17 protein-coding genes are annotated in these 21,520 nt (G+C 67.5%); 13 read left to right on the top strand and 4 right to left on the bottom strand.

The window, feature by feature from the left end; genetic code table 11:
* The first annotated feature begins 244 nt into the window (after positions 1-244).
* From AC1DS6_RS02385 to AC1DS6_RS02340, 10 genes are all read left to right on the top strand, one after another.
* Positions 245-1,843, top strand: coding sequence for an exonuclease domain-containing protein (locus tag AC1DS6_RS02385; RefSeq protein ID WP_477101870.1), 1,599 nt, complete (start codon positions 245-247; stop codon positions 1,841-1,843).
* Between the two features lie 25 nt (positions 1,844-1,868).
* Positions 1,869-2,273 carry an SRPBCC family protein gene (locus AC1DS6_RS02380; protein ID WP_477101869.1) on the top strand — a complete coding sequence of 135 codons (405 nt, stop codon included), beginning with the start codon at positions 1,869-1,871 and terminating at the stop codon, positions 2,271-2,273.
* Between the two features lie 285 nt (positions 2,274-2,558).
* On the top strand, positions 2,559-4,076 hold the full coding sequence (locus AC1DS6_RS02375; RefSeq protein WP_477101868.1) for an amidase: 1,518 nt from the start codon (positions 2,559-2,561) through the stop codon (positions 4,074-4,076).
* Between the two features lie 49 nt (positions 4,077-4,125).
* Positions 4,126-5,466, top strand: coding sequence for an MFS transporter (locus AC1DS6_RS02370; RefSeq protein ID WP_035860456.1), 1,341 nt, complete (start codon positions 4,126-4,128; stop codon positions 5,464-5,466).
* A 77-nt stretch (positions 5,467-5,543) separates the two neighbouring features.
* A complete protein-coding gene (locus AC1DS6_RS02365; RefSeq protein WP_441633312.1) occupies positions 5,544-5,975 on the top strand; it encodes a hypothetical protein in 432 nt (143 codons plus the stop codon).
* A gap of 488 nt (positions 5,976-6,463) precedes the next feature.
* Complete coding sequence (locus AC1DS6_RS02360; protein WP_477101867.1) at positions 6,464-7,459, top strand: ABC transporter substrate-binding protein; 996 nt, start codon at positions 6,464-6,466, stop codon at positions 7,457-7,459.
* A gap of 76 nt (positions 7,460-7,535) precedes the next feature.
* On the top strand, positions 7,536-8,573 hold the full coding sequence (locus AC1DS6_RS02355) for an aromatic ring-hydroxylating dioxygenase subunit alpha (protein ID WP_477101866.1): 1,038 nt from the start codon (positions 7,536-7,538) through the stop codon (positions 8,571-8,573).
* 62 nt (positions 8,574-8,635) lie between these two features.
* Positions 8,636-9,490, top strand: coding sequence for an ABC transporter ATP-binding protein (locus AC1DS6_RS02350; protein ID WP_441633323.1), 855 nt, complete (start codon positions 8,636-8,638; stop codon positions 9,488-9,490).
* Positions 9,491-9,504: 14 nt separating this feature from the next.
* Positions 9,505-10,299 carry an ABC transporter permease gene (locus AC1DS6_RS02345; RefSeq protein WP_441633306.1) on the top strand — a complete coding sequence of 265 codons (795 nt, stop codon included), beginning with the start codon at positions 9,505-9,507 and terminating at the stop codon, positions 10,297-10,299.
* A complete protein-coding gene (locus tag AC1DS6_RS02340) occupies positions 10,296-11,735 on the top strand; it encodes an amidohydrolase family protein (protein ID WP_441633304.1) in 1,440 nt (479 codons plus the stop codon). The genes AC1DS6_RS02345 and AC1DS6_RS02340 overlap by 4 nt, the downstream gene beginning before the upstream one ends.
* 13 nt (positions 11,736-11,748) lie before the next feature.
* On the opposite strand, the gene AC1DS6_RS02335 is transcribed toward AC1DS6_RS02340, so the two are convergent.
* Positions 11,749-12,936, bottom strand: coding sequence for a citrate synthase family protein (locus tag AC1DS6_RS02335; protein ID WP_441633302.1), 1,188 nt, complete (start codon positions 12,934-12,936; stop codon positions 11,749-11,751).
* Between the two features lie 125 nt (positions 12,937-13,061).
* Here AC1DS6_RS02335 and AC1DS6_RS02330 point away from each other — a divergent pair, with 125 nt between their 5' ends.
* On the top strand, positions 13,062-14,474 hold the full coding sequence (locus AC1DS6_RS02330) for a CoA transferase (RefSeq protein ID WP_441633300.1): 1,413 nt from the start codon (positions 13,062-13,064) through the stop codon (positions 14,472-14,474).
* Between the two features lie 10 nt (positions 14,475-14,484).
* Here the strand turns inward: AC1DS6_RS02330 and AC1DS6_RS02325 are convergent, their stop codons facing one another.
* Both AC1DS6_RS02325 and AC1DS6_RS02320 read right to left on the bottom strand, forming a co-directional pair.
* Positions 14,485-15,126 carry a LysE family translocator gene (locus AC1DS6_RS02325; protein WP_441633298.1) on the bottom strand — a complete coding sequence of 214 codons (642 nt, stop codon included), beginning with the start codon at positions 15,124-15,126 and terminating at the stop codon, positions 14,485-14,487.
* A gap of 94 nt (positions 15,127-15,220) precedes the next feature.
* A complete protein-coding gene (locus AC1DS6_RS02320) occupies positions 15,221-16,213 on the bottom strand; it encodes a Bug family tripartite tricarboxylate transporter substrate binding protein (RefSeq protein WP_477101865.1) in 993 nt (330 codons plus the stop codon).
* 252 nt (positions 16,214-16,465) lie between these two features.
* Between AC1DS6_RS02320 and AC1DS6_RS02315 the strand changes: the two genes are divergently transcribed.
* Both AC1DS6_RS02315 and AC1DS6_RS02310 read left to right on the top strand, forming a co-directional pair.
* Positions 16,466-17,767: an MASE1 domain-containing protein gene (locus AC1DS6_RS02315; RefSeq protein WP_441633294.1), complete on the top strand. Its 1,302-nt coding sequence runs from the start codon at positions 16,466-16,468 to the stop codon at positions 17,765-17,767.
* A complete protein-coding gene (locus AC1DS6_RS02310) occupies positions 17,764-18,990 on the top strand; it encodes an alpha/beta fold hydrolase (protein ID WP_477101864.1) in 1,227 nt (408 codons plus the stop codon). Before AC1DS6_RS02315 ends, AC1DS6_RS02310 begins: the two co-directional genes overlap by 4 nt.
* Here the strand turns inward: AC1DS6_RS02310 and AC1DS6_RS02305 are convergent.
* Positions 18,987-21,356, bottom strand: coding sequence for a patatin-like phospholipase family protein (locus AC1DS6_RS02305; RefSeq protein WP_441633290.1), 2,370 nt, complete (start codon positions 21,354-21,356; stop codon positions 18,987-18,989). The genes AC1DS6_RS02310 and AC1DS6_RS02305 overlap by 4 nt on opposite strands.
* Between the last annotated feature and the right edge of the window lie 164 nt (positions 21,357-21,520).

Genomic DNA, 21,520 nt, shown 5'->3' with positions numbered 1-21,520 from the left:
TTTTACTTCAGTTCGCCGCGCCTTTCGCGCCGCCAACCACCCTGCCAACCCCGCAACCCTTGTCCCGCCTGCTTTGCAGCGCGGTAGTTGTGTTGCGAGGGGGCGAATCTTAAGGGAGCCCCTCGGCCATGGCAAGCGTTTTCTGAAATTTCTTCAGAGCGGTTTGTGACGCTGTGATGAAGCCGGCTGCCGAGCCCCGGCGCAGGGCAGCTTCCGCGTGGCTGCAATCTATTAGAATCAACGGATGCCTGACCTCTCCATCTACCAGCCCTCGCGCCAGCCGGCCAACACGCCCCGGCACCTGGATGCGCAAGCGCTGGCCGACGCACTCTCCCGCCCCATCGTCTTTGTCGACCTGGAAACAACCGGCGCCGACGCCACCCGGGACCGCATCACCGAGATCGGCGTGGTGGAAGTGGGGCCGGACGGTATTGTCGAATGGGATACCCTGGTCGATCCCGGGATCGGCATCCCACCCTTCATCCAGCGACTGACCGGTATCACCGACGCCATGGTGCGCGGCAAGCCAAGCTTCGAGTCGCTGGCGGAGAGCCTGGCGGAGCGGCTGCAGGGCAAGCTCTTCGTCGCCCATAACGCACGCTTCGACTATGGCTTTCTCAAGAATGAATTCCGCCGCGTTGGCGTGACGTTCCGCGCCGATGTATTGTGCACCGTGCGCCTCTCGCGCTCGCTGTTTCCCTCGGTGGCGCGGCATGGCCTGGATGCCTTGATCGCCCGGTTCGAATTGCAGCCCAAGGGCCGGCACCGGGCCCTGGCCGATGCCGAACTGCTGTGGCAGTTCTGGCAGAAGATCCACGAGCTCTATACGGTCGATCTGGTCGAATCGGCGGTGCGGTCCCTGGTCAAGCGCGCAAGCCTGCCCGCCGGCCTGGAGGAAACCGCCCTGGATGACGTGCCCGATACCGCCGGTGTGTATCTCTTCTACGGCGACCAGGATATGCCTCTCTATATAGGGAAGAGCATCCACCTGCGCCAGCGCATTGGCGCGCACTTTTCCGGCGATCATCGCGCCGCCCTGGAAATGCGGCTGGCGCGCGCCGTGCGCCGGGTGGAGTGGCGGGAGACCGGTGGCGAAGCGGGAGCGCTGCTGCTGGAAGCGCACCTGATCAAGACGCTGCAACCACTGCACAACCAGAAGCTGCGGCAGACTGCAGGGTTGTTTTCCTGGGAACTGGCGCCCGGGCTGAGCGCGCCTATGCTGCGCTCGGATCGCGACACGGATTTCAGCCGCCACCCTAACTTATATGGCGCCTTTCCCAGCCGGGCGAGCGCCGAGGCGCGCCTGGCCGAACTGGCGCAAGCCCATCAGCTTTGCCAAGCCGCGCTCGCCCTGGAAAAGACGGTGCGGCGGGGCCTGCCCTGCTTCGCCCGCCAGCTGCACCGTTGCCTGGGGGCATGCACGGGCGACGAATCGCTGGCGTCGCACCGCGAGCGTGCCGTGACGGCCCTGGCGGACCTGTCGCTGCGGCCCTGGCCTTTCGCGGGTGCCGTGGCATGGCGCGAGCAGGATGGCGCCAAGGCGTGGTGGCATGTGCTCGAGGACTGGTGCTACCTGGGCACCGTGTCCACGCTGGATGAAGCAGCCGGCCTGTTGTGCGCGCCCGCACGCTTCGACCCGGACACCTACCAGATCCTGGCGCCCAGGCTGGCGGCTTTGCTGGCCAGCGCCGTGCCGCTGGAACACGTCCGGCAATTCGAGCTTCAGGCGCCCTCGATGCCGCGGCGCGAAACGCAGCGGACAGCCCCCGTATCCCCAACCGGCACACGCCGGCGCCGGCCATCCAGCCCGGACCAGCAAACCCTGTCCTTCTTCGAGCACTAGTAGTACCCCAAGGCGGAGCGAGACCATGGCCAAGCAAAGCGACTATCTCAGCCTCGGCATCGATATCGATCTGCCTGCCGCCACCGTCTTTGCCTTCCTTGCGGTCCCCGAGAACTATCCCCGCTGGGCCAGCGGGCTAGGGGAGCTGTCGCAGCAGGCGGATGGCACCTGGTCAACGCTCACGCCCCAAGGCCCGATGCAGGTCCGGTTCACGCCCCCCAACCCCTATGGCGTCGCCGACCACTATGTGCAGCCGGCGCAGGGCGAGGAAATCTATATCCCGATGCGCGTGATCGCCAATGGCGACGGGGCCACCCTGCTGTTTACCTTGTTGCGCAGTCCGGGCGTCAGCGATGCCCAACTGCAAGCGGACGCGGAGTGGGTCCGGCGCGACCTTGCCGCATTGAAGGCGTTGCTCGAACAGCGGTAGTGCTCCTGGCCGGCTATCCTCAAACCGCTCAAGCCAAAACGGTATACCAAAATCGCAAAAGACGCGCCCTATCAAGGTGCGCATCCTCCGCGCGGACTCGCTTTCCAACGCCGAATTTGTGCCGCTTCCTGTTGCATTGCACCAGAAAGCGGCGGTTCGCGGCGGTCTGAATATTTGCCTTGCCCTCTGCAAATCAATGAATATAGTATACCGAATTCGCGGAATCCCGACAGCCCGCAATCCCGTGCCTCGTTGGCAAGGGACCCCACAAAACGGAGCGCCAGCGTGACGCGGCAAGATATTCCAACGACCGATGTCCAGCAGCCAGAAGGGTGTTTCCTGCCCTTGTGGGAAGCCGCCGAGCTACTGGCCAAAGGCCATGCCAGCGCGCAAGACCTGGTGAACTGGTGCGAAGCCGCCTATACCGCCTCGCACCACGAGATCAACGCCATCATCCTGGCGGATTTCCCCAACGCCCGCGCCGCGGCCAAGGCCAGCGACGAACGCCGCCGTCGTGGATCGCCGCTTGGCGATCTGGACGGCATCCCCTTCTCCATCAAGGAGTCCTTCGACGTAGCCGGCTGGCCCACCACATGCGGCAGCCCGGCCCAGCGCGGCAACATCGCGGCCAACGACTCCGCTGTCGTCGAGCGTTTGCGCGCGGCCGGCGCCGTACTGCTGGGCAAGACCAATGTGCCGATCGGGCTGCGCGACTGGCAAAGCTACAACGCCGTCTACGGCACCACCCGCAACCCGCATGATCCGGGCCGCACCCCTGGTGGCTCGTCCGGCGGCAGCGCCGCGGCGGTCTGCGCTGGCATGAGCTTCTTCGACGTGGGCTCCGACATCGGCTCCTCGCTGCGCAACCCGGCGCATTACTGCGGCGTGTTCTCCCACAAGAGCAGCCACGGGCTGGTGCCGCTACGCGGCCACGGCATCGGCCACGGCTATGGTGAGCAGGAGATCAACGTGGCGGGCCCGGTCGCGCGCAGTGCGCGGGATCTCGAACTGCTGCTGCACGCACTCGCGGGGCCGGACGGCAGCGACGCACTGGCCTATCGCCTGGCGTTGCCGCCCTGTGACAAGCACACGCTGGCCGACTTCCGCGTCGCCGTGCTATCCAGCCATCCGCTTTGCGAGGCCGACACGGAAGTCAGCGACGAGATCGAAAGGCTGGGACGCTGGCTGGAGAGCCAGGGCGCGCAGGTACGGTGGAATGCCCGCCCGGACTTCGATGCCGCAGCCCTGTGGCACGCCTATGTGCTGATGCTGCGGGCGACGACGTCGATCCATATGGATGACACCAGCTTCGACACCGCGCTGGCCCATGCCGCCGGCGCCGCGCCCGAAGACCATAGCTATGCGACGCTGCAATTCACGGGCGCCGGCATCCGGCATCGGCAATGGCTTCAACTGCAGCAGGCTCGGGCCACCTTCGCGCAGTCCTGGCAACGTTTCTTCGGCGAGGTGGACGTGCTGCTTTGTCCGGCCGCCGCCACCACGGCCTTTGCCCTGGACGAGGCGGGCGAGCCGTGGCAGCGCACGCTCCAGGTCAACGGCCGGGCGCAACCGCTCACCAGCCAGTTGTTCTGGGCCGGGCACTCCGGCCTGTGCGGCCTGCCCTCGACGGTGGCACCGGTCGGCCCGGGCCGCGGCGGCCTGCCGGTGGGGGTGCAGATCGTCGCCGGACGCTTCGCCGACCTGACCTCGCTGCGTTTTGCCCAGTTGCTCGAAGCAGCGGGTTTTGCCTTCCGGCCACCGCCGGTCCAGTCCCTCAAGGTGCCACGCGCCCCGGCGCGATAACAAAACCAACGCACCGCCCCCCAATTCGAAACGATTCGAAGGAGAGATCATGTTCGCCTGGTTCAAGGATTTATCGACAATGGAGCGCAAGGGCTTTTACGGCGCGTTCCTCGGTCATGCGGTCGACGTGTTCGACTTCATGATCTACTCCTTCCTGATTTCGACCCTGCTGACCCAGTGGGGCATGAGCAAGTCGACCGCCGGCGCCATCGTCACGTGGACCCTGGTGTCTTCGCTGGTGGGCGCCATCGGTGCGGGCATCCTGGCCGACCGCTACGGCCGGGTGCGTGTGCTGCGCTGGACCATCGTGGTGTTCGCCGTGGCCTGCTTCCTGTGCGGACTGGCCAGCACGCCCGAGCAGTTGCTGGTCTTCCGGATGCTGCAGGGCCTGGGCTTTGGTGGCGAATCCTCTCTGTGCATGGTGCTGGTGACGGAGATGATCCGCAACCCCGCGCACCGCGGCAAGTATTCCGGCTTCACCGCCAGCAGCTATTCCTTCGGCTGGGGCGCGGCGGCGATTGCCTACGCCATCACCTTCAGCCTGTTCCCGGCTGAAACCGCCTGGCGCGTCTGTTTCTTCCTGGGCATCCTGCCGGCGCTGGTGGTGATCTACCTGCGCCGCAACCTGGAAGAGCCGGAGGTCTTCATCAAGAGCCAGGCCGAACGCGCCGCGGGCGGTGCGGCCGATGCCCCTTCCGCATGGCAGCAACTGGCGCGCCTGGGCCGCCGGCCGTTGCTGGGCAAGACGCTGTTGTGCAGCCTGTTGTCGGGCGGCATGCTCGGCGCCTACTATGCGATTGCCACCTGGCTGCCAACGTTCCTCAAGACCGAGCGCGGGCTTTCCGTGTTTGGCACGAGTTCCTACCTAGCGATGACCATCTTTGGCTCCCTGGTGGGTTATGTGGCGGGCGCCTATGCCACCGACCGCTGGGGCCGCCGCCTGACCTACATCGCCTTTGCCGCGGGCGCCTTCGTCATGGCGCTGGTCTATATGGTGATCCCGGTTTCAAACACGTCGATGCTGTTCCTGGGTTTCCCGCTCGGCGTGCTGATGCAAGGCGTGTTCGCCGGCATCGGCGCCACCATCTCGGAGTCTTATCCCAACGACATCCGCGCCACGGGCTATGGGGTGTCATACAACATAGGGCGCGTGATCGGTTCGCTCTTCCCGCTGACGGTGGGATGGCTGAGCACCGGCCGTACCTCGCTGCCGCTGGCCATCGCCATCGTCGCCGGCGTGGGCTACATGATGGTGATGGGCGCCGCCTTGCTGCTGCCGGAAACCAGGGGCATGGATCTCGGCCAGGCCGGAGGCGGCGACAACCCGCACGAGCCGTCCGCGGACGCGGACAAGATCGTGCTGGCGCCTTCTGTGGGCAAACCCGCATAAGCGGCGCCGGGTTGCTTGCGGCGGGGCGGGGCGCTGGGATAGTCTGCGCAGAGGGGGTTGCCCCCTCTGGAGCCGCCATGTCCGCTGTCCGCCGTCTCGCCGCCTCTCCTCGTTTCCTGCTGACACCATTGGCCGCCATCGCCCTGGGCGGCTGCGCGAGCGTCGAAGAATCCGCCATGCAGCGCGTGCTGGCTTCCTGGAAGTCGGCGCCGATCGAGCAGGCCAAGGCCCAGTGGGGCCCCCCGCAGGCGGTGCAGGCCGTGCCGGGCGGCACCGCTTACCTGTGGACCGAGGAAGTGCCGCCGGCTCGCGCGCCGGGCAGCGGCCCGCGCGATGCGCGCGCGCCCACGTCGCCCGAACCATTGCAGACGCCAGGCCAGTGCCAGCGCCGCCTGATCGCCGGCCCCAACGGCATGGTCATTGGCGGCGACTGGTCAGGCAACGCCTGCTGCCTCACCACCATGGTCGGCCGCTGCGGCGCGCTGGTCAGGAACAGTACCGGCAGCTGAGCAGCGGCCGCGCGCGGCGCACACCGATCTGGTGCATGCATCGCACCGCGCATGACCCAACATGCACCATGGCTATCCGGCGGCGCCAGCCAGCATGTGCAGTCTCTTGCCGTGGGTGTTGGCACAGCTCTTGCTGAACAACCTGTCGAGTAGAAGCGGTTAACGCCGACGCGTTCCCCAAGCGGGCAAATGCGTACCGGCGTGGGACATTGCTCTCGCGACCATTTGGTCGCACGCCCAGTTGCCTCGCCAGGCGAGACATCCGGGCGTTTGGATCCGGTCACAAGGCCGGGACGAGAGAAAAGAGAGCGCCCACGATGTCCCTCATCCTCAAGCCCTTATTCCATTGCGCAGGCGCATTGCGCGGCAATCCCTCCGCTCGCGTTGCGCCAGCGCATGACCATGCGCGGCGCATGCTCGCCGGTGCCACACCGCCTGTTGCAGCCCTCGCCAGCATTTGCCCCACACCTGTCCGCCAAGGAGCCCCCATGAAGACGCCCTCCCCATTGCGCCGCCTGTTGATCGCCGGCGCTTGCGCCATGCTCACGTTCGCGGCCGTCCCCGCCACTGCGCTGGCCGCCGACAAGGTGACCTTCCTCACTTCCTGGTATGCCCAGGCCGAACACGGCGGCTTCTACCAGGCCGTGGCCAAGGGCATCTACAAGAAATACGACCTGGATGTCACCGTCCGCATGGGCGGTCCGCAGGTCAACGGCATGCAGATCCTCACCAGCGGGCAGGCCGATTTCCTGATGGGCTACGACTTGCAGGTGTTGAAGAGCGTGGAGCAAGGCGTGCCCGTGACCACCGTAGCAACCTCCTTCCAGACCGACCTGCAAGGCATGATGACCCATGAGGACGTCAAAAGCCTGGCAGACCTGAAAACCCGCACGGTGCTGGTTTCCACCTCCGGACGCACCACGTGGTGGCCGTGGCTCAAGGGCAAGTACAAGCTCGAAGAATCCCAGTCCCGCGTCTACACGTTCAATCTGCAGCCCTTCTTCGCCGACCCGCATTCGGCGCAGCAGGCCTATGCCTCGTCAGAGGTGTTCTCGGCCAGCAAGGCCGGCGCCAAGACGCGCTTCTTCCTGTTTGCCGACGATGGCTATCCGCCCTACGGCACCACCATTGTCACCATGCGGAAAACCGTCAAGGCGAAGCCGGACGTCGTTGCCCGCTTCGTCAAGGCGACCATGGAAGGCTGGAAAAGCTACCTCGCGGACCCTGCCCCTGCCAATGCGCTGATCAAGCAGGAGAACCCGAACATGAAGGACGACCAGCTCGCCTGGGGCGTGGACAAGCTCAAGGAGTACCGCATGGTGAGCGGCGGCGACGCGGCCCGCTACGGCATCGGCGTGATGACCGATGCGCGCTGGCAGAAGACGCGCGACTTCATGGTCGGCGCCGGCCTGCTCAAAGCCGATACCGACTGGAAGCAAGCCTACACCACGCAGTTCGTGAAGGACCTGAAGATCATGCCCTGATGCCCTGATGCCGTAACGCACTGCGCGGCACCGCTGTCCGAGATCAAAGATCACCCCCCCATACAAGGATTCTGCAATGCTGGTCACTCGACAACCCGTCCTGCGCCGCTTCTGGTACGCCCTGATGCCCATCGCCATGCTCGACGACGGCCCCAGGCCCTTCACACTGCTTGGCGAAAACCTGGTGCTGTGGAAAGGTGCCGACGGCAAGCCCGCTGCCCTGCAGGACCGTTGCTGCCACCGCACCGCCCGTCTCTCCAAGGGCTGGGTCAACGACCGTGGCGACATCGTCTGCGGTTACCACGGCTGGGAATACAACTGCGCCGGCGCCTGCGTGCGGATTCCGCAGGCGCCGGATAACGCCATCCCGTCAGGCGCGAAGGTGCAGGCCTATCACGCGCAGGAAAAGTATGGCTACGTGTGGGTGGCGCTGGAAGATCCGCTGCAGCCCATCCCCGATTTTCCCGAGGATGGCGATCCCGCTTACCGCCGCATCTTCCAGTTCTACGAGAAATGGAACACCAGCCCGCTGCGCGTGATGGAGAACGCCTTCGACAACTCGCACTTCAGCTTCGTGCACCGCGCCAACTTCGGCCTGTCCGAACAGCCCAAGCCCGAGAAGTACGACTTGCAGGCACGCGAATGGGGCTTCGAGGCCGAGACGCTGGTGCCGATCCGCAACATCGAGGCCGGCCACCGCGTTACCGGCACCACCGAGCCGATCACGCACCGGCATATGTTCAACCGCTGGGACCTGCCCTTCACGCGTCGCTTTGGTTGCATCTATCCGGCCAGCGGGCGCCACCACATCATCTACAACTGCGCCACGCCGATCGACGACAAGAGCGTGATGCTGTCGCAATGGCTGTACCGCAACGACAGCGAGGAAGACTGCTCGACCCAGGAACTGATCGACTGGGATGCGCCCATCGTCGGCGAGGACCGCGAGATCCTGGAAGCCACCGACTACGACGCCTGCGTCGACACGCGCCGCCGCGTTGAATTCCACATGGAGTCCGACAAGCCCGGCCTGTTGATGCGCAAGATGCTGATGGCGCTGTTCACGCAGCACGGTGAGAAGGAAGCGTTCCGCATTCCCGTGGTACGCGGCTGAACCGGGTAGCCCCGCACAGACTCAATACGGAGACCGTCATGAGCGCCCTCTTTCGCAGTGCCATGCAGACCCCAGGCCCGGGCCCCGGTGGCATCGTGTCCGGCATCGCCCGCGATGCCGGCGCGCCCCTGCTGCTCGCCAACCAGGTCGAGAAGACCTACCCCAACGGCACCGTGGCGCTGGAACGCGTCAGGCTGGCGATCAAGCCCGGCGAGTTCGTCTCGCTGCTGGGCCCGTCCGGCTGCGGCAAGAGCACCTTGCTCAAGCTGTTTGCCGGGCTGGAAACGCCCTCGGCGGGACATCTGCGCTGGTGGGGCAATCCTGCCCTGCCCACCGCCTCCGATGCCGCCGGGCGCACGCTGGCGATGGTGTTTCAGGAAGCCACCCTGATGCCGTGGGCGCGCGTGGCCGACAACGTGCGGCTGCCGCTGGACCTGGCACGCATGCCGCGCGCCGAGGCCGGCGAGCGCGTCCAGCGCGCACTGGCGCTGGTGGGACTGGGCCGCTTCGGCACGGTCTATCCGCGCGAATTGTCCGGCGGCATGCAGATGCGCGTGTCGATCGCGCGGGCACTGGCGACCAACCCCGATCTGCTGCTGATGGACGAACCCTTCGGCGCGCTCGACGAGTTCACCCGCAACAGGCTCGATGCAGACCTGCGCGCGCTGTGGGCAGAACGCGGCCTCACCGTGGTCTTCGTCACGCATAGCATCTACGAGGCGGTCTACCTGTCGAGCCGGGTGGTGGTCATGGCGGCGCGTCCGGGCCGGGTGATCGCCGATGTGACGATCGAAGGCCCCGAGACGCGCGACGAAGCCTTCCGCGTCTCGCCCGCCTTCATGCAGTACTGCGCGCAGTTGTCGGCGCTGCTCACGCAGGCCAACACCGGCATCGATCCGGACGCACACCCGCGATAACCAGGAGCCCCTCCATGAATCCCCCGCTACTGTCGCGCCCCGCCGTACAGCGCGTGGCCGCCCCGCTTGCCGTCGGCGCGCTGCTATTGCTGGCGTGGCAAGGCATCTGCACGGCGCTCGCCGTCCCCGCCTACCTGGTGCCCACGCCCGCCGCCATCGGCCATGCGCTGGTGGAAGACTGGAGCCTGCTGTCCGGCTCGCTGTGGGTGACGCTGCGCATCACGATGCTGGCGTTCGCGCTGGCGGTGGTGGCCGGTACCGCCGCGGCCTTTGTGTTCGTGCAAAGCCGGCTGATCGAGGCCAGCCTGTTTCCCTATGCCATCCTGCTGCAGGTAACACCGGTGGTGGCGATCGCGCCACTGATCATCATCTGGGTCAAGGAGCCGACGCTGGCGCTGGTGATCTGCGCCACCATGGTGGCGGTGTTCCCCATCATCTCCAACACGGTGCTGGGCCTGCGCAGTGTCAACCCCGGGCTGCTCAACCTGTTCCGCATCAACCGCGCGAGCCGCTGGGACACCCTGCGCCGGCTGCGCATCCCGAGCGCGCTGCCGTACTTCTTCGGCGGGCTGCGCATTTCGTGCGGGCTGGCATTGATCGGCGCGGTGGTGGCGGAATTCGTGGCGGGCACCGGGGGCACCGGCGCGGGCCTGGCTTACCAGATCCTGCAAGCGGGTTTCGCCCTCAATATCCCGCGCCTGTTCGCCGCCCTGTTCCTGATCACGGTGACGGGCGTCGCGCTGTTTGGCGCAATGGTGGTGATATCGCGCATGGCGCTGTCCCACTGGCACGAAAGCGAGCTCGCATGAAGCCGAACCCCACCATCCTGATCCGCAACGCCACCGCCATCCTCACCGGCCTTGCCGGCGCGGGCGAGCGCCATGCCGGGCCGGACCTGCGCGTGGCCGGCTGCACCATCGAAGCCATCGGCCGGCTCGACCCGCGCCCCGGCGAGCAGGTCATCGACGCCACGGATTGCGTGATCTACCCGGCTTGGGTCAACACCCATCATCATCTGTTCCAGTCGCTGCTCAAGGGGGATCCGCCGGGGCTGGACCTGACGCTCACGCCCTGGCTGGGCGCCACGCCCTACCGCTTCCGCGGCGCCTTCGACGAAGCGTCCTTCCGGCTTGCGGCCCGCATCGGCCTGGTGGAACTGGTGCGCAGCGGCTGCGGCACCGTCGCCGATCACAACTATCTCTACTATCCGGGCATGCCCTACGACAGCTCGGCCATCCTGTTCGAGGAGGCCGAGGCGCTGGGACTGCGCTTTGTCCTGTGCCGCGGCGGCGCAACCCGCACGAGGCAGCTCGAAATCGACCTGCCGCAGGCGCTCCGCCCCGAAACGCTCGACCAGTTCCTGGGCGATTGCGAGCGGCTCACCGCGCGCTACCACCAGGCCGCGCCGGACGCGATGCGCCGCGTGGTGATGGCACCCACCACGCCGCTCTACTCGATGTCGCCCAACGAATTGCGCACCAGCGCGCGCACCGCGCGCCAGCTGGGCATCCGCCTGCACAGCCATTTGTCGGAGACAGTGGAGTACCAGAACGCCGCGTGGGAAAAATACCAGACCACGCCGGTGGCCTTCTGCGGCGAGCACGAATGGCTGGGGCCCGATGTGTGGTTCGCCCATCTGGTCAAGCTGGGCGCCGGCGAAATCCGCCAGCTCGGTGCCACCGGCACGGGCATTGCGCACTGCCCGCAGAGCAATGGCCGGCTGGGCAGCGGCATCGCCGATATCCCGGCGCTGGAAGCCGCAGGCGTGCCAGTGTCGATCGGCGTGGACGGTGCCGCCTCCAACGAAGCGGCCGACATGATTTCGGAAACACATGCCGCCTGGCTGCTGCAGCGCGCGCGGCGTGGCCACGGCGCGCTGCCGCGCGCCGAAGGAGGCAGCCATGAGGGCGGCGCCGATGCCGCGCGCGTGGAGGACGTGGTGCGCTGGGGCACGGCCGGCGGTGCGGCCGTGCTTGGCCTGGATGCGGTCGGCACGCTGCAGCCGGGCAAGGCGGCCGACCTTGCCGTCTACCGCCTCGACGACCCGCGCTGCTTCGGCTTGCACGATCCGGCCATCGCGCCGGTGGCCAGCGGCGGGAGGCCGGCGCTGCGCGCGCTGCTGGTGGGCGGGCGCGTGGTGGCAGAGCACGACGCGATTCCGGGCCTCGACCTTGCGGAGCTTGGCGCGCAGGCGCGCGAGGCGGTGCGGCGCTTGCAACAGCGCGCGGCGGAGCTTGCCGCCTGACAGGAGGCGGCGTTCACGCCGGAGCCGGACGCGGGCCGACATAGGCCGCGCGCGGCCGGATCAGCTCGTCATCGGAGCGCTGCTCCAATCCGTGCGCGATCCAGCCGACCGAACGCCCGAGCGCAAACAGGCCGAAGGCCGCGCCGGGCGGAAGGCCCAGATGCCTGCGCAGCGCCACCAGCGCGAAATCGATCGATGGCCGCTGCCCCACCAGGGAAAAAGCGACGTCGATCAGTGCCTGCCATTCGGGATGATGCGGGAGTATCCGCGACAGCAGGCCAATGGCCCGGATATCGCCGGCAGGATAGAGGTGATGGCCAAAACCCGGCAGGCCCTCGCCGCGGGCGAGCCGCTCGCGCAGCTTTGCGGCGGGCCGGAGGTCGCCCAGCTCATCCCAGAGTGCCTCCACGCGCGCCGTTGCACCGCCGTGCCGGCCGCCGGTCAGCGCGGCCAGGCCAGCCACCACCGAAGCGCGCAGGCTGGCGCCGGTGGACGCCACGCAGCGGGCCGTGAAGCTCGACGCGTTCAGCTCATGGTCGGCGCATAGCACCAGCGCCATGCGGATCAGCGCCGCACCCTCGTCGTCCACCTGCCAGGCACTGGCGCACTGCCGGTGCACGGGGGTGCTGGCGGGCGCCGTGCCCAGCAGGCAGGCGGCCAGCAGCCGCACCAGGACGCCGCAGCCCGCGGCAAGCCGCTCCGGCGATGCCTGCCACTGCGCGGTGGGGTCGTCCTCGCTGGCGATGGTGAACAGGGGCAACAGCGCCTCCTCGCAGCGTTGGCCGGCGAAGGCCGCCTGCATCGCGGCAAGGTGCGCCGGCGGCGATGGCGGCACGGCGCCAAAGGCGGCCTCCACAGGACATTGCCAAAGCCGCGCCGCCACCGCTTCCACCGTGTCGGATGCGGCGAGCGCCACGGCATTGTTGCCGCGGTAGTAAAGCTGCCCGTCCTCGATCAGCGTGATCCGCGATTCCAGCACCGGCAAACCCCAGTTCAACGTGGCCTTGGCCACTTCGCGGGGCTTGCGGCCGCGCGTGCGCTGGCCCGCCAGGCGCTCCACGTCCTCCGCGAGATAGCGGCTTTCGCGATGGGTTTCCCCGTCGTGCGCGTGCAGCAGGCCGCGGCTGACATAGGCGTAGAGCGTCTGGCGGGACACGCCAAGCGCGGCGGCGGCTTCGCCGGAACTCAGGTAGCGGGACATGGCGGTCCAAGTGGAAAGGAGCAACTAGTTGATTAAGATAATCAATATTGACTATTAAGACAAGAAGCCTATCCTGCAAAGCACTTAGCCGCTGACCCACCACCGAACGACAAGCGAGAGCCGTCATGCCAAACCCCGAATACTCCCCGCCATCGGCCCCGAACACGGCGAAAGCAGGCACCAACTTCCTGGGCGAGATCTGGCAGGGCATGCACGGTGACGCCGCCTGGCCCGAGCACGTCGCCATGACCGGTACGGGCAACCTGCCGTCGGTCTTTCCGGTCACCCCCCTGGCCACGGCGGCCGTCGGCGCCGCCGGGCTCGCCGTTGCCGGATTGATCCACCAGGCGCACGGACGGATGCCGCGGGTCGAGGCGGACCAGCGGCTGGCATCGCTGTGGTTCGGCACTTCGCTGCGGCCGCAAGGCTGGGAACTGCCGCCGCAATGGGATGCCGTGGCCGGCGACTACAGGGCGGCCGACGGCTGGATCCGGCTGCACACCAACGCCCCGCATCACCGCGACGCCGCCCTCGCGGTGCTCGGCGTGCCGGCCGACAAGGCGGCGGTCGCTCGGGCCGTCGCGCAATGGGAAGCCAGCGCCCTGGAAACCGCCATCGTCGGCAACGGCGGGTGTTCGGCAGCGATGCGTACGCAGGCGGAATGGGTGGCACATCCGCAGGGAAGGGCCGTCAACAGCGAACCGCTCCTGCACTGGACGACCCACGCCACCGGCGACCGGCCGGACTGGGCCATTGCGCCGGACCGCCCCTTGCGCGGCATTCGCGTGCTGGACCTGACCCGGATCCTGGCCGGCCCCGTCGCCACCCGCTTCCTGGCCGGATTTGGCGCCGATGTTCTCCGCATCGATCCGCCCGGCTGGGAAGAGCCCGGCACGGTTCCGGAAGTCGTTCCCGGCAAGCGTTGTGCCCGGCTCGACCTGAAAAACGCGGCGGACCGGCATGTGCTTGAGCGGCTGCTAAGCCAGGCCGACGTACTCGTGCACGGCTACCGGCGCGAGGCTCTGGCGCGTCTTGGCCTGGACGCGCGGCGGCGCAGGGAGATCAATCCCGGACTGGTAGACGTGTCGCTCGATGCATATGGGTGGACCGGTCCGTGGACAGGCCGGCGCGGCTTCGACAGCCTGGTGCAGATGAGCACCGGCATTGCCGATGCGGGCATGCGCGCCGCGGGGCTGGACCGCCCCGGGCCGCTGCCCGTGCAGGCGATCGATCACGCGACTGGCTACCTGATGGCGGCAGCGGCAGTGCGCGGTCTGGCGCAGCGCATCGCCACAGGCGCCGGCTGCGAAGTGCGGGCATCGCTGGCGCGCACCGCGCATCTGCTGGTGTCGGGTAGCGCCACGCAGGGCGAAGCAGCGGCGCTGGCAGCCGAAACGCCTGCCGATCTGGCGAACACCGTGGAGGAAACCGCATGGGGACCGGCGCTACGCATCAAGCCGCCGGTCATGGTGCAGGGCGCACCGATGCACTGGGAGCGTCCGGCGGGGCGGCTGGGCACCTCGCCTGCGCAGTGGTAGCGGGCGTCTCTCAGGCAGCCTTGCTGCGCAGCCGGAGCATGCCCAGGCCAAGGGCGACAAAAGCGCCACCGGAAATACGGTTGAACAGCCGCACGCGGCGGACATCGGAAAAACCGCGCTTCATGCCGCGCGCCACCAGCACATAAAAGGTATGCGACAGCAAGGTGCAGACGGAGAAGGTCGCGGTCAGTACCAGGAACTGCTCCAGCACCGGTGCGTTGCGCGTCAGGAACTGCGGGAACAGTGCCGAGAAGAACAGGATGCTCTTCGGATTGGTCACGGCCACGAGCACGCCGTGGCCGAAGAGCCGCATCGACGCACGCAAGCCCGTGGCCTGGCCGGGCCGGTCGACCACGGCGAACGCATTCGCGCCGCTGCGCCACTGCTTCACGCCGAGATAGATGAGGTAAGCCGCGCCGAGCACTTTCAAGGCGATAAATGCCGCGGCGGAACTGGTCAGCACCACGCCGAGGCCGGCCATGGCGACCGCCGACACCATGAACACCCCGGCGGCATTGCCAAAGGAGCCGAGCATGGCTCGCGATGGTCCCACCGACACGGAATTGGACACCGCCAGCAGCACCGCCGGGCCAGGCGTAAACGCCATGAACAGCGAGACGCCGCAAAAGACAAGCCAGTTGGACAAATGCATTTCCGCTCCTTGAAAGAGCTCCGGATGTTAAACCGGAATTCGCGCAACCGCATTCACCCCGACCGGCGTAGTGTCTTGGAGCGGCCACCTGCGCTTAGTCGATCTTCGCGCCCGAAGTCTTGATCACCTGTCCCCAGCGCTTCTGCTCCGCGGCAATGGTCTGCCCGAATGCGTCCGGGCCCTGCCAGGCTGCCTCGGCGCCTTGCTGCTCCAGCTTGGCGCGGGTGTCGGCCTCGCCCAGTACCGTCTGCAGCGCGCCCGACAGCCTGGCCACCACGTCCTTGGGCGTGCCGGCCGGCGCCAGCATGCCGTAGAAACCCACCACCTCGAAGTTCTTCAGCCCGGCCTCTTCCATGGTCGGCACATCGGGCAACGCGGGAGAACGGTGCTTCGAGGTCACCGCCAGCGCCCGCACCTTGCCGGCCTTGATGTACTGCGTGAAAAGCGGGATCGAATCGGCCATCATCTGCGCCTGGCCGCCCATCACGTCGGTCAGGGCCGGGGCGCTGCCCTTGTAGGGAATGTGGACAATGAACGTGCCGGAGGCCTGCTTGAACATCTCCGGCATCAAATGCGAGATGCCGCCGTTGCCACCTGAGGCAAAATTGAGCTTGCCCGGATTGGCGCGCGCGTAGGCGATGAACTCCTTGAGGTTGCGCGCCGGCACATTGTTATTGACCACCATCACCAGCGGAATCAGCGCGGTGCGGGCCACGGGTGCGAAATCCCGGGGCATGGCGTACGGCAGCTTGGGATAAAGCGAGCCGTTGATGGCCATCTGGCCGGTATTTGCCAGCAATAGCGTGTAGCCATCCGGTGCCGCCTTGGCGACAGCGTCCGAGCCGATATTGCCGGCCGCGCCGGCTTTATAGTCCAGCACCACCGACTGGCCCAGGATAGGCTGGAGCTTTTCGGCCAGGATGCGCGCGTGGGTGTCGACCGGGCCGCCCGGCGGAAAGCCCACCACCAGGCGGATCGGCTTTTCCGGCCAGGCGGCGGCGGCGGGAGCCGCGCCCAGAGCCAGTGGCAATGCGGCGCAGGCCAGCAGGCCGGGCAGGAATCCCATATTTAGTGTGTACTTTGTCATTTCGTCATTTCTCCTCGTATATATTGCGGCCTTGCCTTGCACGGCATCGACCGCCGCCGGCGCCGGCCTGGCTCGTGACCGGACACCCGATATTGTGACGATTTTATTACATCAGGCCATGCCAGAGACCCTTGCCCGCGCTTATGATGCCCCTGCCCAGCCGCACCGGCAGGTCAGCCAACGTGCAGCCGGCATACCAGCCGATGGCCTGGCGCCGCATCAGAGCCAGGGACTCAGCCAAGGAAAGCCAACGTGAATCCAACCAACCGAGCGACCAATCGGGCCGTCGTCCTGTTTTTGTGGGCGGCGCTTTACTTCTGCTCCGGCTATATCTCGCACAAGCTCAATGGCCCGTTCTCAGCCACCGGCTATATCTGGCTGCCGGCCGGCGTGACCGTGGCCGCATTCATGCTGACGCCGATGCCGCGCTGGCTGGCGGTGGGGCTGGCCTTCTTTGCCGCGCAGATGCTGCTGGGCTGGGTGGAGGGACGCGACACCTTGCGGCTGATCCTGTTCTCGCTCGACGAAATCGGCAGTGCCGCGCTGGCGGTGGCGCTGGTCAGGCGCACGCACTTCTCGCTGGAAGGGCTGGCCTTCGTGCGCGGGCTGCTGATCGCCGGGGTGGTCAGCAGCGCCGTCAGCGCCGCGATCGGCGCGGGCTGGTTCACGATCATGCAGGACGTGCCGTTCTGGCGCACCGCGCGCGTGTGGGGCGCCGCCGACCTGGTGGGCGTGCTGATCGTCACGCCGGTACTGGCCGGCTGGTCGCGTTTTCGCGCCATGCGCTCAGGCGGCATGAGCGGCGGCGATTTCCTGTTCGGCCTGGGCGCCTTTGCCGCGCTGGTGCTGACCACCTTCTTTATCTTCGACAGGGAGATCCTGGCGCCGGTACCGAGAGGCGTGCTCTTTGCGCTGACCTATATCCCGTTGTTCTTCGCCGCGGTGGTGACGCTGCTGTGGGGAGGCCGGGGCGGTTCGGTGGCGGTGGCGATCCTGGCGCTCTTCGTGCTGGTCAATACCGGCCAGGGCGATGGCCCGTTCGCGGAAAGCGCGGCTCACCACGGCCGCTCCCTGCTCGAAGCCCAGCTCTACCTGGCCGTGGCGGCGTTGCTGACGCTCCTGATCAGCACGCTGCGCACCAGCCGGGAGCAGCTGCACGCGCAATCGGCACGGCGCCAGAACGATGTCACGCTGGCCCTGGCAGCCAGCAACCAGTTGGTCTACTGCCTGGACCCGCGCAGCGGCACGCTGCGCTGGAGCGGCGACGTGGAACGCACGCTGGGGGTACGCGAGGATACCTTCGCCAGCCTCGACGACGTGCTGGCCCACGTGCACCCCGACGACCGTGCCCAGGTACGCAGCCGCTGGCTGCGCGAGAGCGACGGCGAGAACCGCACCGACCTGCAGTTTCGCCTGATGCTGCCGGCCGGCGACTGCACCATGGTGCTCGATATGAGCGGCCCGCTGCTGGACGGCGACGAGTCCGTGGCCGTCATCGCCGGCGCATGGCGCCTGCAGGGCGCGGCCATCTTCGAGGAGCGCGACGCAGCATGACGGCTCCCAAGAGCGGCGGCACCGGTGCCCTGCTCATCCACGGCCTGGGCGGCACGCAGTTCGACCTCGGCCCGATGCACAAGGCCCTGCGGCGCGCCGGGGTGGAAACCCACGCGGTGACGCTGCCCGGCCACGCCGGCCGACCCGAGGACCTGGTGCCGGTGCGCGCCGAGCAATGGCTCGACACGGTCACGCAGGCCTACGACGAACTGGCCGCGCAATACGAGACATTCCATGTCATGGGCATGTGCCTGGGCGGCCTGCTGGCCCTGGCACTGGCCGAGCGCCGCCAGCACCGCAAGGGCCGGCTGGTGGCACTGGCCGCGCCGGTATATATCGACGGCTGGTCTACCCCCTGGTACCGCGCGCTGCGGCACGTGGTCTACCACATCCCCACGCTGCCCGCGCGCATGCGGGTGGAGGAAGATGAACCGTTCGGCATCAAGAACGATCTGGTGCGCGCCATCGTCAAGGCCAAGTTCGAGCGCGGCGACAACTTCCACTACCGCTGGGTGCCGCTGGCCTGCATCCGCCAGGTCGACCGGCTGCGCGGCTGGGTGCTGCGCGGCGCCCACCGCATCGCCTGCCCCACGCTGGTGGTGAATGCCCGCGAGGACGAGCTGACCAGCCTGCGCTCCGCCGACTTCCTGGACTCGGCGGTCCCCGACGTGCGCAAGGTGGTGGTGGAAAACAGCTATCACATGATCTGCGTGGACAACGACCGCGAGCAGGTGGTCAGCAGCGTGCTGGAGTTCCTCGGGTTCGATCCGGCGCAGGCGCGCCGCCCCGCGCGCGCCAGGGTCGAAGTGCCGATGAGCGAGGAAGCCGTCGCCGCGGTGGTCAACGAATACCTGCAGGCCCTTACCAGCGGCCACTTCGAGGCCATCTTCCCGCTGCTGGAGCCCGGCGTGCGCTGGCGTCACCACGGCGAGCATCCGCTGGCAGGCAGCTACGACGACCGCGACGCGGTGATCGGCATGTTCGCCAGGCTGCAGGCGCTGGCCGGCAAGACGGTGCGCATCGCCGTCACCGCGCCGCCGCGCATCGAGGGCAGTACCGCGGAAATCGACCTGGAGGCCTCCTCGGTCATGGACGGCGAAGCGCGCCACAGCCAGGGCACGCAAACCCTGCGCATGCGCAATGGCCGCATTTCGGCGGTGACTTTCCGGCCAAGCGATAGCACCGTAGCCGCCGCCGAAGCGCTGCCCGCGCCCGCGGGCTAGAACACGCGGCCCAGCTGCAGGTAGAGGTTCCACACGCCCTGCGGCGCCGCGGCAAAGCCGAAGTACAGCGGGCCGATCACGCTATTGCCGCCGATAAACAGGCTGGCACTGGTCTTGAACGGCCCGTTGCCGAAATTCCGGCGCCGCAGCCAGACATCGCCCGCCTCCAGGCTGGCGCCCACCACGGTGGTGCGCAGGCCCGGCAGGATGAACTCCCGCAAGTCGTTCAGGTAGGTCACGCGGCCGTACAGCAGGTAGTTGCCGGAAAACTGGTCTTGCGCATAGGCGGAAAGATGCTGGAAACCGCCCAGCGTAAAGCCCAGGCCGCCGCTGAAGCTGCTGTCGCTGCGATGGTCGCCATAGGTAACCGCGGCCTCGGCTGCCAGGTTCAGGGTGTGGCGGCCATAGCTGGTGGCCCACAGTGCCTTCGCATGGGCATCGTTGAAACGGTTGTCGGCGCCGCCGAAAGCCAGCTCGTTGGTCGCCAGCAGGTAGTAGCCTGTGCGCGGGAAGAGCGGATCGTCGAGCTGGTCGATGGTGAGCTGGGCACGCACGGTGGGCTGGCGCACACGGGCGTAGGGGAACAGCCGGCTGTTGCCGATGGGCAGGTTATAGACGGGCGAGTAGTAGACCTGTTGGTAGTTCACGCCCGCCCGGAACTCGCCCAGCCGGCCCAGCGGCACGCCCAGGTCCAGGCCCGCGACGGCGGTCTCGATCTGGTAGGCGGTGATCGGCTGGGTATTGCGGTTGGGCGCGCTGTCGCCATAGAGATCGATGTGCTTGCGCCCGTATTCCGCGTAGGGAGCGAGATAGAAGCCGAGCCGGTCGAATACCGGCTGGCGCAACTCGGTGTGCCACCTGGCCTGCTTGCTGCCCAGCACGATGTCATTGCGCCACTCCAGCCCGCCTTGCGTGAGCCACGGATAGCGATGCCCCAGTTGCAGGTTGAACACGCCCTGGCCATTGAAGGTGGTGGACACGCCAAAGCCGAACAGCAGGAACTGCGGACCCCAGGATTTCTGCTGCGCGTCGACCTTCAGCACATTGCGGCCATCCTCGGTGACGAGCTCCTGCGTCACGCTTTCGAAATCGCCCGATGTGGAGAGCTGCGCCATCTCGCGGTTAAGCGTGACCCCGTCGTAGTTGTCGCCCTCGTTCACGCCCAGGTATTTGCGAATGAAACTTGGCGGGATGCGGCCTTGCGACTGGATCTGGATGGCATCGATACGCACCGGACCCGCCATCGTCCCGGCTCCCTTGCGGGCCGCCAGGTGGGCCTGCCAGGCGTCGGCCGGCATCGCCAGCGACGCCAGCCGGGGCTCGGCCGCCAGCACCGCGTTCCAGCCGCCCTGGATGCCATCGTTGGCGCGCGAGAAGTCGGTGAAGGAAAGGTCGCCCAGCTGGGGCTCGATCAGCACGTCGCCCCGCCTGAGCTGCCCCTTCTGCGCACCCACGTTCTGGTTCATCAGGATGGTGACCATCTGTTGCGTCACCGCCGCCGGCGAGTCCAGGCTGTCGGGGTCGTCCAGCGGCGAAGCGATATTGACCGCGATGACCACATCCGCGCCCATATCGCGCGCCAGTTGCACCGGCAGGTTGCTGACCAGCCCGCCGTCGACCAGCGTGCGCCCGTTCACCTTGATCGGCGCGAACAATCCCGGCACGGCCACGCTGGCGCGGATGGCGCGCGGCAGCGAGCCATGGTCGAGCACCACCGGGGCCCCCGTGCCCAGGTCGGTGGCAATGGTGCGAAACGGCGTCGGCAGCTTGTCGAAGCTGGCTTCGGCCGGCACCTGCACCGTCCAGTTCTGCAGCAGCGCCAGCAGGCGGTTGCCCTGCACCAGGCCGGTGGGCAGCTTGATCTTGCCGTCGCCGTAGCCGGCCGAGATCCCGATCGGGTATTGCAGGTCGTCCTCGCGCTGCGATTGCGGCAGTTCGGCACGCTCGTTGCGGTCGAAAGCGATATCGCTCAGGTTGATATGCGACAACCGCGCCTCCAGCTCGTCGGCCGACAAGCCGCTGGCGTACAAGCCGCCCACCACCGCGCCCATGCTGGTGGCGGCGATGCAGTCGATCGGCACCTGCATCTTCTCGAGCGCCTTGATCACGCCGATATGCGCATAGCCGCGCGCGCCGCCCCCGGACAGCACCAGGCACACGCGCGGGCGATGGCCCGGCGCGGGCGCGTCGGCAACGCCGGGTATGGCGGCGGATTCGACGGCATGTTCGGCGACATGCCCGGCGGCCGGAGCGGACTGCGGCGCCACGGCGAGCGCCGCGGCCAGGGCCAGCAGCACCGGGAGCACCGGATAACCGCGCACCAGCGAGCGCAGGCGGCAGGCAACGCGTGAAAGATAGCGGGACATGGACAAACCGCGGCAAAACGGGACAAGACGGTGAAATCGCCGCGCAGATGTGGCGGGGAAGGACGTCACGATAGGGCAATTGCCCGAGCTTGAACAGCAGCGCATGCACCGGGAAAGTGCCGCGATTCCAACACTTGCGCCAGCACCCGCCTCGCTGCCGCGCG

Source organism: Cupriavidus sp. 05L310, from assembly GCF_056398185.1.
This window is presented reverse-complemented; position numbering and strand designations above follow the sequence as displayed.